The following is a 14,078-nucleotide window of genomic DNA, read 5'->3' as shown; positions in this document are numbered from 1 at the left end:
CATGTATCGTTACGACAGCTACGACCAGTCCATCGTCGACGCCCGCGTCGAGGAGTTTCGCGACCAGACCCAGCGCCGTCTGGCCGGGCAACTGACGGAGGACCAGTTCAAGCCGCTGCGGCTGATGAACGGCCTCTATCTCCAGTTGCACGCCTATATGCTGCGCGTCGCCATTCCCTATGGCACGCTGAGCGGCCGGCAGATGCGCAAGCTGGGCGAGATCGCGGCGAAATACGACAGGGGCTATGGCCACTTCACGACGCGCCAGAACCTGCAATATAACTGGATCAAGCTGGCCGATGCGCCGGACATCCTTGCCGAACTGGCGACGGTCGAGATGCATGCCATCCAGACCAGCGGCAATTGCATCCGCAATATCTCGTCCGACCAATATGCCGGGGTTTCGGCGGACGAAGTGGCCGACCCGCGTCCCTGGGCGGAACTGTTGCGCCAATGGTCGACCTTCCATCCCGAATTCACCTATCTGCCGCGCAAGTTCAAGATCGCGGTGATCGCGAGCGAGGATGACCGTTCCGCCATGCGCCTGCACGACATCGGCCTGAAGCTGGTGTCGCGCGACGGCCGGACAGGCGCGGAAGTCTATGCCGGCGGCGGCATGGGTCGCACGCCCATGGTTGCGCCGCTTATCAGGGACTTCGTGCCCGAAGATGAGATCGTCTCTTATCTGGAGGCGTGCCTGCGCGTCTATAATCGCTATGGCCGGCGCGACAACAAGTACAAGGCGCGGATCAAGATCCTGGTCCATGAACTGGGCGTCGAGGAATATAAGCGGCAGGTCGAGGAGGAGTTCGCCCATATGCGGACGCTGGGCCTCAACCCGCCGACCGAGGAACTGGACCGCATCCGCGCCTATTTCGCCGGCCCCGCCTATGAAACGGGCCTGGAGGACAGCATCGACCGCAGCGATCCGGCCTTCGCCCTTTGGGTGGACCGTCAGGTCGCGGCGCACAAGCAGCCGGGCTATGCCATCGTCAACATCAGCCTGAAGCCGCGCGGCGGCATTCCGGGCGATGCCTCGGCGGAGCAGATCGCGCTGGTTGCGGACCTGGCCGAACAATATTCGCTCGACGAGTTGCGCGTCACCCATGCGCAGAACCTGGTCCTGCCGCATGTGAAGAAGGCGGACCTCCACGCCATCTGGCAGAAGCTGGACGAGGCTGGCCTTGCCGAGGCCAATCTGGACCTGATCACCGACATCATCGCCTGTCCGGGCCTGGATTATTGCAGCCTCGCCAATGCCCGCTCCATCCCGCTGGCGCAGAAGCTGTCGGAACGGTTCGCCGCGGCGGACCGGCAGAAGGAACTGGGCGAGCTGAAGGTCAAGATTTCCGGCTGCATCAATGCCTGCGGCCATCATCATGCCGGCCATATCGGCGTGCTGGGCGTGGACCGGAAGGGCGTGGAGAATTTCCAGCTTTCGCTCGGCGGGTCGGGCGCGGAGGATGCGAGCGTCGGACAGATCACCGGCCCCGGCTTTTCGGAGGACGGCGTGGTCGACGCGATCGAGAAGGTCACCAACCTCTATCTCGAACAGCGGGAGGAGGGCGAACGCTTCCTCGACACCTATCGCCGTCTTGGCATGAAGCCCTTCAAGGAGGCGATCTATGGTTGAGTTCCTGTCCTTCCGCGAAGGCGAAACCGGCCAGGAACCGGCGGTCACGGTCGAATCCTTCACCGGCCAGTCCAATTCGACCGCCGTCCGGATCGAAGCGGGCGAGGATGCTCGCGAGTTGCTGCCCCATCTGGACAGGCTGTCGCTGGTGGAGGTGAACTTCCCGGCTTTCGGCGACGGACGCGGCTATTCGGCGGCGCGGATATTGCGCGAGGCCGGCTATCAGGGCGAACTGCGCGCCGTGGGCGATGTGCTGGTGGACCAGATCGTCGCGATGCGCCGCTGCGGCTTCGACAGCTTCCGGCCCGACAAGGCGCTGGACGATGCCGCCGTGGAGCGCGCGCTCCATCGTTGTGACGACGTCTATCAGAAGACGATCGATGGCCGCCGCCCCATCTGGGCGAAACGGCACCCGGAGACTGTAAATGGCTGAACCTGCCCGCCAGCTCGACGTAATCGACGCCCGCCCCGCCTTTACCCAGGCGGATGCGGATGCGCTCAACGCGCGCTTCGAGGGCGTCGACACGCTGTCGATGCTCAAGACCGTCTTTGCCGAGGGGCTGGCGGGCAATGTCGCCGTCGTCTCCTCCTTCGGTACGGAAAGCGCGGTGCTGCTGTCGCTGGTGGCCAAGGCGGACAGGACCGTGCCGGTGATCTTCGTCGACACGCTCAAGATGTTCCGCGAGACGCTGGATTATCGCGAAACGCTGATCAGCACGCTGGGCTTTACCGACAGCCGGGCGGTCGTGCCCGATGCGGAGGTGCTGGCGAAGAAGGACGAGACTGGGCTGCGCTGGTCCTACGATCCCGACGGCTGCTGCGAAATCCGCAAGGTCGAGCCGATGAACCGCGCCAAGGATGGACTGGATGCGTGGATTTCCGGACGCAAGGCGTTCCAGTCGGTGACGCGCCAGAACCTGCCCCGTTTCGAGGTCGAGGACGGCCGGCTGAAGATCAACCCGCTGGGCGACTGGACGAAGGACGATCTGGAGGCCTGGTTCGAGGCGGAGAAGCTGCCGCGCCATCCGCTGGAGGCGCAGGGCTATCTGTCCATCGGTTGCGAACCGTGCACGTCCAAGGTGCTGCCGGGCGAAGATCCCCGCGCCGGGCGCTGGCGCGGGTGGGACAAGGTCGAGTGCGGCATTCACTCGCCGGTGACGCCGATCCCCTCCCCCGCGGCCGATCCGGACGATCCGGCCAACCAGCCGGTGTTCTGACCGAAAAGGCGGTTGCGTCGAGAATATCCCGACTCGTGGGAATATTGCGCTCTTCCGAATCCTCCCGTTGCGAAAAGAGGGCCTATGGCCCCGATGATGGGCGCCAGCAGCCAATCCGCCGCCTGCGGCAATCGAGACTTATGGCGCGGACCATGCGGGCGCGATATGGTCGGCGGTCATGACAGACTGAGCGGAGGACGAGATATGGCCGTCGAGCTGAAGATATTGGCGTGGAGTTGCGTGCTGCTGCTGGTCCACATCTTCGCGGCGGCGCATATCAAGACGCGGCAATATGGCACCAAATGGAACATGGGCGCGCGGGATGAGGAATTGCCGCCGCTCGATCCCGTCGGCGGGCGGCTGGTGCGGGCGCAGGCGAATTTCCTCGAAACCTATCCGATCGCGATCATCGTGCTTCTGGGCGTGGTGATCGCGGGGAAAACCAGCGGAACGACAGCCCTTGGCGGGTGGCTCTGGCTGGGGGCGCGGGCGGTTTACCTGCCGCTGTACGGCATGGGCATTCCCATGGTGCGGACCATTGCCTATCTCGTCAGCCTGGTGGGGCTGGCGCTGGTGTTCCAGGCTTTTGTTTCGGGCTAGGATGTGTGGGGATGCAGCCAATGGCAGGCTGCAAATGGCGGTTTTCCGAACTTCCGGCGCTCACATATTTTTAGCACGCTGCGGCTTGTGAAAGGCCCCTGGTTCTATTCGTAATCCTCCAGATAGCTGCCCTCCGCCAGGTCGGAGAAGCGGGTGATCTTCGCGTCGAACTTCATGCGGATGCGCCCGGTCGAACCATGGCGCTGCTTGGCCACGATCACCTCGGCCAGGCCGTAGATGCGCTCCATTTCCTGCGCCCATTCCAGATGTTCGGGGCTTTCCTTGTTCCCCGGCTCCTTCGCGGCGACATAATAATCCTCGCGGAAGACGAACCAGACCATGTCCGCGTCCTGTTCGATGGAGCCCGATTCACGAAGGTCCGATAGCTGGGGCCGCTTGTCCTCGCGCTGTTCGACGGCGCGGCTGAGCTGGGACAAGGCCAGAACCGGGCAGTTAAGTTCCTTCGCCAGGGTCTTCAGACCACGGGAAATTTCCGAAATCTCGTTGACGCGATTGTCGCCCTTTCCGGTGCCCTGGAGCAGTTGGAGATAGTCGACCACGACGAAACCAATGTCATGCCGCCGCTTCAACCGGCGGGCGCGGGTGCGCAGCGCGGCGATGGTCAGGCCCGGCGTGTCGTCGATGAACAGCGGCAGTTCCTGCAATTCCCGCGCCGCACGGGAGAGGTTCTGGAAATCGGCGCGGCTGATCTTGCCCATGCGCAGCGCTTCGCCGCTGATGCCCGACTGTTCGGCCAGAACGCGGGTGGCGAGCTGGTCGGCGGACATTTCCAGGCTGAAGAAAGCGGTCTTCGCGCCCATATTCTTTTCCGGCGGAATGCCGTCGGCATTGTCGCGCAGCCAGCGCGAGGCGGCATTATAGGCGATGTTGGTCGCCAGCGACGTCTTGCCCATGCCCGGACGACCCGCGAGGATCATGAGGTCCGAATTGTGCATGCCGCCGATCTTTTCGTTCAGGCTGTTGATGCCCGTGGTGATGCCCGAAACATGCCCGCCGCTGTTGAGCGCGCGCTCCGCGATCTGGACCGCCATGGTGGTGGCCGTGGCGAAGCTCTTGACCGACCCGGTCTCCCCCTCCCCCTCCGACACCTTGTAAAGCGCGACCTCGGCCTGCTCGATCTGTTCGCGGGGGTTTACGTCCTCGCTGGTATCCAGAGCGTTTTCAACGAGTTCGCGGCCGACATGGACAAGCTGTCGCAGCAAGGCAAGGTCGTAGATCTGCGTGGCGAAGTCGCGGGCGCCCAGCAGCGCCGCGCCATTGCCTGTCAGTTGCGCCAGATAGCCGACGCCGCCCAGTTCCTTGAGCGCCGGGTCCTGCTCCAGCATCGGCTTCAGCGTCACCGGGTTGGCGACCATGTCGCGCTCGACCAGCTTCATCACGGATTCGTAGATGCGGCCGTGCAGGGGCTCGAAGAAATGCTCCGGCTTGAGCTTGAGCTGCACATCCTCGGCAATGCGGTTGTCGATCATCAGCGCGCCCAGCAGGGCGGCCTCCGCCTCCACATTGCGGGGGAGTTCGGTGATGCCGGCTTCTGCGGCGGGGGTGATTTGCACGAGTTCGACCATTGTCCCCTCATCGCGCCGAGCAACCGCCCTTGCAAGGCGGAACGTTGAAAGCATTCGGAAAAGCTGTGGACAAGAGTCCCCCTTGCTTTTCGGCGCGTGTCGCCGCACTGACCATAGCGTCCATGGCCGATCCGCGCATCATCGATATCACGCTCGACGAGCGGACGATCCTCTGGCGCAATGCCGATGTGGAGCAGGAACGGCGCATCGCCATCTTCGACCTGCTGGAGGACAATTATTTCGAGCCGCAGCGCAGCCATGAGGACGGCTATGCCGGCCCCTACAAGGTGCACCTGCGTGTCGAGGAAGGTCGGCTGGTCATAGAAATACGTCGGGAAAATGGCGATCCGCTGGAGGCGATCATCCTGAGCCTGGGCCGGTTCCGCCGCCCGATCCGGGACTATTTCGCGATCTGCGACAGCTATTACCAGGCGATCAGCAACGCATCGCCACAGCAGATCGAAACGGTGGACATGGCACGCCGGGGCATCCACAATGCCGCCGCCGAGACGCTGATCGAGCGGCTGGACGGCAAGATCAAGGTCGATTTCGATACGGCCCGTCGCCTGTTCACGCTGATCTGCGTCCTGCACATCAAGGGGTAAGGGGCATCCGTATCATCAGTGCCGGCCATTTCATGGCCCGTTTTTGCTTGTTTCTTGCCGTCTTGGGTCTGATGGCCCTGGGCGGATGGCTCTATGCGCGCGAATGGGCGCCGGATCGGGAGGCGTTTCCGACCCAGGGCGTGTCGGTATCGTCGGACAATGGCTCCATCGACTGGGGCACGCTGGCGGCGCAGGGGGCGGATTTCGCCTATATCCGCGCCTCGCGCGGCGGGCGCTTGCGCGATCCGGCCTTCGAGGCGAATTGGGCAGGCGCGCGGGCGGCGGGGCTGCGCTATGGCGCGGCGCTGGATTTCAGCCTGTGCGCCAGGGCTTCGGAACAGGCGACAGGCTTCATGACCATGGTTCCGCGGGACAATGCCGCGCTGCCGCCGGTGATCAGGCTGGCGTTCGAGCCGGGCTGCCGGGCGCGGCCGGGGCAGGACGCGGTGCTGTCGGAACTGAATACGCTGATCAACCTGATCGAGAGTCATGCGGGCACGCCGGTCCTGCTCAACGTCAGCGACGATTTCGATGCGCAATATGCCATTGCATCGGGGATCAACCGGACCTTATGGCTGGACCGCAATTTCTTCGCGCCCGATCGCGAGAAGCGCAAATGGGTGATGTGGACAGCCAATGATATGCGGCATATCGACGGCATCGACGGACCGGTGCGATGGGATGTGATGGCGCGATGAATGCGACGGAAAAGCTGATCGGGGCGGCGCGGACGGCGATGCGCCATGCGCACGCGCCCTATAGCCGCTTCGCCGTGGGCGCGGCGGTGCGGCTGACCGACGGGCAGATCGTGACCGGCTGCAATTTCGAGAATGCGAGCTACGGCCTGTCGCTCTGCGCCGAAACGGTGGCGCTGGCGGCGGCCAACGCGCAGGGCCGCCTTGCCGATGTGGAAGCGATCGCGGTCGTGGGCGGCGCCATCGGGCCGGACGGCTCCGTATCGGGAGACGCCATCGTCACCCCCTGCGGCCGGTGCCGCCAGATCATGAACGAAGCCGAGCAGATGGCCGGGCGCACGCTTGCCATTTACTGCGCGGCGCCGGAAGGAGACGCGCTGGCCGAACATCGCGTCGCTGAACTCCTGCCCCATGCCTTCGGCCCTGCCGATTTGGGCATCACCCCCAGAAAGAGCTGAACAGCCATGTCGATATTGTCGGATAAGTGGATTCGCGAACAGGCCCAGACCAGCGGCATGATCGAGCCGTTCGTGGAAAGCCAGCGGCGCGACGGCTGCATCAGCTATGGCCTCTCCTCCTACGGCTATGACGCGCGGGTGGCGGACGAGTTCAAGATCTTCACCAATGTCGACAGCGCCGTGGTCGACCCCAAGGATTTCGCCGCCAACAGCTTCGTCGACCGCAAGACCGACGTCTGCATCATCCCGCCCAACAGCTTCGCGCTGGCGCGGACGGTCGAATATTTCCGGGTGCCCCGCGACGTGCTGGTGATCTGCCTTGGCAAGTCCACCTATGCGCGTTGCGGCATCATCGTGAACGTGACGCCGCTGGAGCCGGGCTGGGAAGGGCATGTGACGCTGGAATTTTCCAACACCACGCCGCTGCCCGCCAAGATCTACGCCAATGAGGGCGCGTGCCAGTTCCTGTTCCTTAAGGGCAACGAGCCGTGCGAGACCAGCTATGCCGACCGCGCGGGCAAATATATGGGGCAGCAGGGCGTCACATTGCCGCGCCTGTAACGCTGTGCGACAGTGGCGGCATGATGTGTGAGGCAAGCCCGCCATGCTGATGCCGTTCCGCAGGCGGAAGGCGCGGGACGATGCGCCTTCCCCCAGCGTGGGGGGTGACAGGCGCGTCTATGCCATAGGCGACATTCACGGCCGCGACGACCTTTTCGCCCAATTGCTGGACCGGATCGCTCTGGACGAGGCGGAGCGCGATCCCCTGCCCCGGCTGCTGATCCTGCTGGGCGATCTGGTCGACCGGGGCCCGCAGTCGCGGCAGGTGGTGGAACGGGCGATGGGCCTGGCGCGCTCGACCGGCGACATCCGCTTCCTCAAGGGCAATCATGAGGAGATGTTCATTGCAGCCGCCCGCGGAAAGGCGCAGGCGGCGCGCCTCTTCCGCCGATATGGGGGGGTGGAGACGCTGGCCAGCTACGGCCTGGGGGCGGAGGACAGCGCGCTCATGAGCGACGAGGCGATGGCGCAGTGGATGCTGGCCCATGTCCCCCGCGATCATGTCGATTTCCTGGACGACTTTGCCGATATGCTGCCGCTTGGCGACTATCTCTTCGTCCATGCGGGGGTGCGGCCTCGCGTCGCGCTTGATGCCCAGATTCCTGCCGATCTGCGGTGGATCAGGGGCGATTTCCTGAACCATGGGCGACATTTCGGCAAGATGATCGTCCACGGGCACAGCATCAGCGAGGATGTGGATGTGCAGCCCAACAGGATCGGCATCGACACCGGCGCTTTCCGCAGCGGCCGATTGACCGCGATCGGGTTGGAAAAGGACCGGCGCTGGTTTCTGCAGACCAGCGCCTGATCCGGGCTGAGCGCCATTTGTAATATTATGATAAGATAATCTCATTTCCCGCTGATTTCCCGATCCTTTATCGGTCGCATCCGATCGTTCCTGTCCGCCGCTCCGGAATGGATGGCGGGTCGGGACCTTTTCTTCGTTGGAAGATGTCGGAACGGCAAAAGCCGTCTGCAACAGGGGAACAATCGATGCGCATTCGCCATGCACTGGCGGGGTTCGCCCTCGCCACATGCCTTGTTTTGCCCACGGAGCTGATGGCATCCTCGAAAATGGACGCCACCCTGTCGCAGCGGCACAAGTTCGACATCGCCCCGCAGCCGCTGAGCAGCGCCCTGCGCCAGCTTTCGACCCAGTCGGGCGTGCGCATCCTCTTCCCCTATGACGAGGTCGCATCGATCCGCAGCCGGCGCGTGCAGGGCTGGCTGTCGACCGAAGACGCGCTGGAACGGCTGCTGGCCGGAACCGCGCTCAAGCATAGCGAAGCGGGCGTCGGCGTCATCGCCCTCGCCGTGCCGGCCAACCGCACCGTCGCCCATCGCAGTCCGCTGGCGGTCCAGCTTGCGCAGGTCGGCGTGGCGGGGGCGTCGGCGGCCCCGGTCGCCATGGCGCCCGCCGATGGGGACGATGCCTCGGCCCCGATCATCGTCACGGGAACCCGCCAGACCACGCGCACCGTCGCGGAAAGCCTGGCGCCCATCGACGTGCTGAGCGCCAGGGACCTGGAGGCGAGCGGCAAGCAATCGGTGCGCGACCTGCTGGGCACGCTGGTGCCGTCGATCAACGTGTCGAACAGCGGCGCGGGCGCCAGCTTCGCCGTCAAGACGCTGTCGCTGCGCGGCCTTGCGGGCGACCAGTTGCTGGTGCTGGTGAACGGCAAGCGGCGCCACAATACGGCGACCCTGTTCATCAACGGCACGACCCAGAACGGCCAGTCGCCGCCCGACCTGGACCTTATCCCCTCCTCCGCCATCGAGCGGATCGAGGTGCTGCGCGACGGGGCGTCGGCGCAATATGGGTCCGACGCGATCGCAGGCGTGGTCAACATCCTGCTGAAGAACGATGCCAGCGGCAGCGCGTCCTTCCTGGGCGGGGCCACGGCGGACGGCAGCGGCGAACAGGGCCGGTTCCAGATCAGCAAGGGCTTCGGCATCGGGGACGGTGGCCATGTCCATTTCACGCTGGACGTCTTCCTTCAGGGCCGCACCTATCGCAGCGCGCCCAATCCGGGCCAGTTCTATGCGCGGGTGGGCCAGCTCTATTCATCGGCCACGGGTGCGCTCGACCCGCGTGAGGCGACCGTCGATCGCGACGTAAACCGGGGCGGGCAGCCGCAGGTGTCGGGCATCAACTTCGCCTATGACCTGTCGCTGCCGGTGAGCGATCAGGTCGAACTTTACCTGTTCGGCACGGCGTCGCGCCGGCATAGCGACGCCTGGCTGACCTATCGCTTCCCCGACGCGCCGAACAACATCCCCGAACTGTTCCCCAATGGCTACAGCCCGCATCTCCACATCTATGACGAGGACTTCCAGACCGCGGCGGGGCTGCGCGGCGACCTGTCCGACACATTCCATTACGATCTGTCCAGCAGCTTTTCCCGCAACTGGGTGAAATATCGGGAAAGCTCGGTCATCAACGCCTCGCTCGGTCCGGCCAGCCCGACCGACATGTATATCGGCGCCGTCACGTCGAAGGAGTGGACCACCAATCTCGACCTTCAGAAGACGGTCGATGTAGGGCTGGCCGAACCGTTGCTGGTGGCGCTGGGCGCGGAATATCGCTGGAACGGCTATGCCATCGGTGCGGGCGACCCCGTTTCCTATATCGACGGCGGATACCGGTCGACCACCGGCCCCAATGCCGGTGTGCTGCGGACATCCGGGTCGCAGGGGGTGACGGGTTTTCCCCTCTCCTCCGCCGGGAAATGGAGCCGCGACAATTGGAGCGCCTATCTGAACCTGGAACAGCAGGTCGTGGAGGGGTTCGAGGTCGCGCTGGCCGGGCGGCATGAGGATTATTCCGACTTCGGCACCACCGACACCGGCAAGGCGTCGGTGCGGATCGAGCCGGTGCGCGGCCTGGCGCTGCGCGGCACGGCCAGCACCGGCTTCCGCGCGCCGACCCTGCAACAGCAGCATTATTCCTCCGCCAGCACGATCAATGTCGGCGGCGTGTTGCTGCCCGTATCCGCACTGCCGGTCGATTCCGCCGCGGCCGTCGCGCTTGGCGCTACGGCGCTGAAGCCGGAAAAGTCCAGAAACCTTTCGGCCGGCATCGTCCTCACGCCGACACCGCGCCTCAACATCACGGTCGACGCCTATCAGATCAAGATCAGGGACCGCATCCTGCTGTCCGAAACCCTGCAAGGCCCGCTCGTGCGCAGCGTGCTGGCGGCGGCGGGCATCACATCCTCGGCGGGCGGCTTCTACTTCTCCAACGCCGCCGACACCCGGACGCGGGGGCTGGACGTGGTCAGCACCTGGCGGGCGGGCCTGGGCGACTGGGGCAATGCGCTGTTCAGCCTGTCGGCCAATTTCAACAAGACCGTCTTCACCCATGTCGATGCCGTACCGCCGGTACTGGCCGATTCCCAGCTGGTGCTGATCGGCCGGTCGAAACAGGGCGACTTCACCAAGGGCACGCCGCGCGACAAGTTCATCGCCAACATCCTCTGGACCAAGGGGCCTGCCAGCCTGAACCTGCGCGCAACGCGCTACGGCAAGGTGACGATGGTCCATCCGACCACGCCTTCCCTGGATGCGGAAATCGATCCCAAGGTCATCTTCGACCTGGAACTGGGGATGGAACTGCGCAAGGGCATCAAACTGACGGCCGGGGCGAACAATCTGTTCAACAGCTATCCCGACAAGCTGCCCACTTTGCTACAGGGCAACGGCTTTTCCCTTTACAACCAATATTCGCCCTATGGGACCAGCGGCGGATTTTATTATGGGCGGTTGAATTTCGAGTTTTGAGCGAAGCGGCCATGGGGATGCGTTAGCCTGTTCTTGCGGTGCTATTGGGGCCGGCTTTGGCCCTTTTAAGACCTTCCTCCTCCCTTGAGGAAGAAGGACAGGAAACCTTGGCGAAGAAGGGGGCTGGGTTGATTGGTAAGGGGGAAAGCGGGCCTGCTGCCCGCGCGATCCCCTGGATCGCGACCCCCTCACCCAGCTACGACTAGGCAGCAAGCTGCCAAGTCTGCGCAGCCCTCTCCCTTAAGGGAGAGGGATAAAGCGGGTGTCCGATACCGCCCTTCCTTCAGCCGCTATCCTATTGCCACCGCCTGTCCTTCGCCGCCTTCTCCTGCGCGGCATCGAGGGGGGAGCCGTCCATCAAGGCATCGACAGTCGCCATAAGACGCGCATCGCCCGAGGATGCCTGCCGATAGGCCCCTTCCCGTCCCGCGCCCGGCACGAGCTGCTGCACCTGCCAGCCTTGCCCCTCGCGGCAGGCGACGCCCGACAGGGCCTGCCCTTCGAAGCTGCGGCACCATCCGCCGCCCTTGCGCCGGAAGCTGAGGCCGATGCGGATCGGCGCTTCCTCCTGCGCGGAAGCGAGCTGGGTTTCGAGCGCCGACGCCAACTCGCCCTGTGCGACCATCGTGCCCCGCTCTATTGAAATCGGACCGTCGCTCCCGCCGGAAAAATGCCCGACGCCAAGCCCCAGCAGCAGGCTCGCGGCGATGGCGCCGCCCATGGCCCAGACGCGCCGACGCGCCTGGACCGGACGGGCGAACGGGACGACCTTCGCATCCTCCTGCAACAAGGTCCGCATCGCGGCCGGCACAGGCTCGGCTTCGATGGGCGCATAATGGCCGGCCAACCGCTCCCGCAGGCGAACATGCATGTCGAGCCGCGCGGCCAGCGCCGGGTCTTCCGCCACGGCACGTTCGACGCGCCGCCGGTTCACCTCGTCCAATTCGCCGTCGACAAAGGCGATCAGCATGGCTTCGTCCATGTCCGTCATGCCGCTTCCCCCAGCAGTTCGATCAAAGCGCCGCGCCCGCGCACCAGCCGCGAGGTCAGCGTGCCCATTGGAATGTCCAGCACCTCCGCCGCCTCCCGGTAGGACAGCCCCTCCACCAGCACGAGCGCGATAGCCTCCCGCTGCTCGTCGGGCAGGCTTTGCATCGCGCGGTCGACATCGGACAGCATGACATGCGCCTCCACATCGCGGTCGCCCGCATGGCCGACATGCTCGCCCGCCTCCTCCGGCGCGAAGGTGCGGGCGGCGCGCTGCCGGGAGCGGCCCTCGTCGATCCACAGATTGCGCATGATCCGATACATCCAGCTATCCAGTCTCGTCCCCGGCTGCCATTGATCGCGTGCCCGGAGCGCCTTTTCCAACGCCGCCTGGCAGAGATCGTCCGCATCGGCGCGATCCCGCGACAGGCTGGCGGCGAAGCGCCGCAGCCGGGGCAGGATCGCCAACAGATCGCTTTCGAACGACATCCGGTCTCCATTCAGCTTCCTGAAGGATGAAACGGCTGCCGCCGCACGTTTCATCCCTGAGCATGAATCTTGTATCGGAAATTTTTTCGCAATGAATCATTTTGAGAGCGAAAGGACCGGAAGGCAGTCTGATGGTGGAAGTGCCGGCGGTGGAGAGGTCGAGATGAAATTCGCGCGTCGATGGATCGTTGCCGGCCTGCTTCTGACCGCACCGGGCGCGCAGGCGCAGTTGCTGCCTTCGCCGGGCAGCGCCCTGGGTCAGGTGAGCGGCCAGGCAGGCGGCATCGTGCCGCATGTGATGGATCGGGTGGAAGGAACGCTGGATCAGGCCGGGCTTGACCGGCTGTCGCCTGCCCGGCTGGCCGACCGGCTGTTGGCGGCGCGGGCAGCGCGGATCGACGATCTGGTGTGGCGGCATGCCGATTCGGTGGAACTGGACGACCGGCGCGAACCGGCGCGGCGCGGCGTCATATTGCTGACCGGGGCGCGGCCGGAAAGCGTCGCCGCGCTGCGTTCCGCCGGCTATGGCGTGGAAGATGCCGCCATAGAGGGGCTGGACCTTGCCGTGACCCGCCTGACCGTGCCGCAGGGCCGCAGCCTGTCGCGTGCGTTGAAGCAGGTGCGATCCCTCGCCCCGGAAGCGCAGGCCAGTGCCGACAATCTCTATTTCCCCAGCGGCGCTTCCATGGGTCTTGCCGCCGCCGCGCTTGCGGAAAACGCGTCGGTGCGGGGCAAGGCGGCGGGGCTGATCGACGGCGGGGTGGCCCGGCACCCCAGCCTGACCGGCCCGGTCGAACAGCGGGGTTTCGCCCGAGGGGCTCCCCGCGCCAGCGCGCACGGGACGGCGGTCGCCTCCCTCATCAGCGGGACGGGCAGCATAAGGGGCGCAGCGCCCGGCGCGCCCTTGCTGGTGGCCGATGTCTATGGCGACGACCCGGCGGGCGGCAGCGCCTTCGCAATGGCGCGGGCGCTTGGCTGGATGGCGGCGCGCGGGGCCGATGTCGTGACGGTGAGCCTGGTGGGCCCGGACAATCCCCTGCTGGCCGGCGCCATCCGTCTGGCGCGGGAACGTGGCGTGTCCGTGGTCGCGGCGGTCGGCAATGACGGGCCGGCCGCGCCGCCCGCCTATCCGGCCTCCTATGCCGGGGTGATCGCCGTCACCGGCATTGACGGGCGGGGCCGCGTCCTGCCCGAGGCGGGGCGAGCCCGTCATGTGGATTTCGCCGCACCGGGGGCGGACATGAATGCGGCCCGGGCCGACGGCGGCAAGGGTAAGGTCCGCGGTACATCCTTCGCTGCGCCGCTGGTGGCGGGACGGCTGTTCGCCAAGGGCAGCGTGGCGGCCCTGCGGGCGGAGGCGAAGCGAGGCTCCGGCCTCAGCATCATTTGCGGCAATTGCAGAAATAATGATTGATTTTCAATGGCTTGAAATTTTTTCCGGCACTTTGGGATTAAACCGGATCGCCG

At 65.2% G+C, this 14,078-nt stretch carries 14 protein-coding genes; 11 read left to right on the top strand and 3 right to left on the bottom strand.

The features are described from left to right. Position 1: 1 nt before the first annotated feature. The 4 genes from H5V43_RS02875 to H5V43_RS02860 all read left to right on the top strand — a co-directional run bounded on the left by H5V43_RS02875 (position 2) and on the right by H5V43_RS02860 (position 3,450). Positions 2-1,633: a nitrite/sulfite reductase gene (locus H5V43_RS02875; protein ID WP_025549395.1), complete on the top strand. Its 1,632-nt coding sequence runs from the start codon at positions 2-4 to the stop codon at positions 1,631-1,633. Continuing rightward, positions 1,626-2,066, top strand: coding sequence for a DUF934 domain-containing protein (locus H5V43_RS02870; RefSeq protein ID WP_025549396.1), 441 nt, complete (start codon positions 1,626-1,628; stop codon positions 2,064-2,066). Before H5V43_RS02875 ends, H5V43_RS02870 begins: the two co-directional genes overlap by 8 nt. Continuing rightward, complete coding sequence (locus tag H5V43_RS02865; protein ID WP_025549397.1) at positions 2,059-2,850, top strand: phosphoadenylyl-sulfate reductase; 792 nt, start codon at positions 2,059-2,061, stop codon at positions 2,848-2,850. Before H5V43_RS02870 ends, H5V43_RS02865 begins: the two co-directional genes overlap by 8 nt. Positions 2,851-3,054: 204 nt before the next feature. After that, complete coding sequence (locus H5V43_RS02860; RefSeq protein WP_025549398.1) at positions 3,055-3,450, top strand: MAPEG family protein; 396 nt, start codon at positions 3,055-3,057, stop codon at positions 3,448-3,450. A gap of 104 nt (positions 3,451-3,554) precedes the next feature. Here the strand turns inward: H5V43_RS02860 and H5V43_RS02855 are convergent, their stop codons facing one another. Continuing rightward, positions 3,555-5,036: a replicative DNA helicase gene (locus H5V43_RS02855; RefSeq protein ID WP_025549399.1), complete on the bottom strand. Its 1,482-nt coding sequence runs from the start codon at positions 5,034-5,036 to the stop codon at positions 3,555-3,557. 122 nt (positions 5,037-5,158) lie between these two features. Between H5V43_RS02855 and H5V43_RS02850 the strand changes: the two genes are divergently transcribed. From H5V43_RS02850 to H5V43_RS02825, 6 genes are all read left to right on the top strand, one after another. Then, a complete protein-coding gene (locus tag H5V43_RS02850) occupies positions 5,159-5,641 on the top strand; it encodes a UPF0262 family protein (protein ID WP_025549400.1) in 483 nt (160 codons plus the stop codon). Between the two features lie 32 nt (positions 5,642-5,673). Beyond that, positions 5,674-6,339, top strand: coding sequence for a glycoside hydrolase family 25 protein (locus H5V43_RS02845; RefSeq protein ID WP_025549401.1), 666 nt, complete (start codon positions 5,674-5,676; stop codon positions 6,337-6,339). Further along, positions 6,336-6,794, top strand: coding sequence for a cytidine deaminase (locus H5V43_RS02840; RefSeq protein ID WP_025549402.1), 459 nt, complete (start codon positions 6,336-6,338; stop codon positions 6,792-6,794). Before H5V43_RS02845 ends, H5V43_RS02840 begins: the two co-directional genes overlap by 4 nt. Before the next feature lie 6 nt (positions 6,795-6,800). Beyond that, a complete protein-coding gene (gene dcd / locus H5V43_RS02835) occupies positions 6,801-7,355 on the top strand; it encodes a dCTP deaminase (RefSeq protein ID WP_025549403.1) in 555 nt (184 codons plus the stop codon). Between the two features lie 43 nt (positions 7,356-7,398). Next, positions 7,399-8,163: a metallophosphoesterase family protein gene (locus H5V43_RS02830; protein WP_025549404.1), complete on the top strand. Its 765-nt coding sequence runs from the start codon at positions 7,399-7,401 to the stop codon at positions 8,161-8,163. A gap of 185 nt (positions 8,164-8,348) precedes the next feature. Continuing rightward, on the top strand, positions 8,349-11,135 hold the full coding sequence (locus H5V43_RS02825) for a TonB-dependent receptor plug domain-containing protein (RefSeq protein ID WP_193666754.1): 2,787 nt from the start codon (positions 8,349-8,351) through the stop codon (positions 11,133-11,135). Between the two features lie 295 nt (positions 11,136-11,430). Here H5V43_RS02825 and H5V43_RS02820 read toward each other — a convergent pair whose 3' ends face one another. Further along, positions 11,431-12,126, bottom strand: a complete 696-nt coding sequence (locus H5V43_RS02820) for an anti-sigma factor family protein (protein ID WP_044661881.1) — start codon at positions 12,124-12,126, stop codon at positions 11,431-11,433. Further along, positions 12,123-12,611: an RNA polymerase sigma factor gene (locus H5V43_RS02815; RefSeq protein ID WP_044663090.1), complete on the bottom strand. Its 489-nt coding sequence runs from the start codon at positions 12,609-12,611 to the stop codon at positions 12,123-12,125. Before H5V43_RS02815 ends, H5V43_RS02820 begins: the two co-directional genes overlap by 4 nt. A gap of 91 nt (positions 12,612-12,702) precedes the next feature. Here H5V43_RS02815 and H5V43_RS02810 point away from each other — a divergent pair, with 91 nt between their 5' ends. Further along, positions 12,703-14,025 carry a S8 family serine peptidase gene (locus tag H5V43_RS02810; RefSeq protein WP_397586870.1) on the top strand — a complete coding sequence of 441 codons (1,323 nt, stop codon included), beginning with the start codon at positions 12,703-12,705 and terminating at the stop codon, positions 14,023-14,025. Positions 14,026-14,078 lie beyond the last annotated feature (53 nt).

This window comes from Sphingobium fuliginis, assembly GCF_015074805.1.
Lineage (GTDB): Bacteria > Pseudomonadota > Alphaproteobacteria > Sphingomonadales > Sphingomonadaceae > Sphingobium > Sphingobium fuliginis.
The sequence above is the reverse complement of the archived record's forward strand: the minus strand, read 5'-3'. Positions and strand labels throughout refer to the sequence as shown.

What these genes read in the sequence shown, in the direction of transcription:
- H5V43_RS02855 (WP_025549399.1), bottom strand. Translation starts at nt 5,036, where the DNA reads ATGGTCGAACTCGTGCAAATCACCCCCGCCGCAGAAGCCGGCATCACC.
- H5V43_RS02820 (WP_044661881.1), bottom strand. Translation starts at nt 12,126, where the DNA reads ATGACGGACATGGACGAAGCCATGCTGATCGCCTTTGTCGACGGCGAA.
- H5V43_RS02860 (WP_025549398.1), top strand. Translation starts at nt 3,055, where the DNA reads ATGGCCGTCGAGCTGAAGATATTGGCGTGGAGTTGCGTGCTGCTGCTG.
- H5V43_RS02810 (WP_397586870.1), top strand. Translation starts at nt 12,703, where the DNA reads ATGAATCATTTTGAGAGCGAAAGGACCGGAAGGCAGTCTGATGGTGGA.
- H5V43_RS02840 (WP_025549402.1), top strand. Translation starts at nt 6,336, where the DNA reads ATGAATGCGACGGAAAAGCTGATCGGGGCGGCGCGGACGGCGATGCGC.
- H5V43_RS02815 (WP_044663090.1), bottom strand. Translation starts at nt 12,611, where the DNA reads ATGTCGTTCGAAAGCGATCTGTTGGCGATCCTGCCCCGGCTGCGGCGC.
- H5V43_RS02845 (WP_025549401.1), top strand. Translation starts at nt 5,674, where the DNA reads ATGGCCCGTTTTTGCTTGTTTCTTGCCGTCTTGGGTCTGATGGCCCTG.
- H5V43_RS02865 (WP_025549397.1), top strand. Translation starts at nt 2,059, where the DNA reads ATGGCTGAACCTGCCCGCCAGCTCGACGTAATCGACGCCCGCCCCGCC.
- H5V43_RS02850 (WP_025549400.1), top strand. Translation starts at nt 5,159, where the DNA reads ATGGCCGATCCGCGCATCATCGATATCACGCTCGACGAGCGGACGATC.
- H5V43_RS02825 (WP_193666754.1), top strand. Translation starts at nt 8,349, where the DNA reads ATGCGCATTCGCCATGCACTGGCGGGGTTCGCCCTCGCCACATGCCTT.
- H5V43_RS02870 (WP_025549396.1), top strand. Translation starts at nt 1,626, where the DNA reads ATGGTTGAGTTCCTGTCCTTCCGCGAAGGCGAAACCGGCCAGGAACCG.
- H5V43_RS02830 (WP_025549404.1), top strand. Translation starts at nt 7,399, where the DNA reads ATGCTGATGCCGTTCCGCAGGCGGAAGGCGCGGGACGATGCGCCTTCC.
- dcd (WP_025549403.1), top strand. Translation starts at nt 6,801, where the DNA reads ATGTCGATATTGTCGGATAAGTGGATTCGCGAACAGGCCCAGACCAGC.
- H5V43_RS02875 (WP_025549395.1), top strand. Translation starts at nt 2, where the DNA reads ATGTATCGTTACGACAGCTACGACCAGTCCATCGTCGACGCCCGCGTC.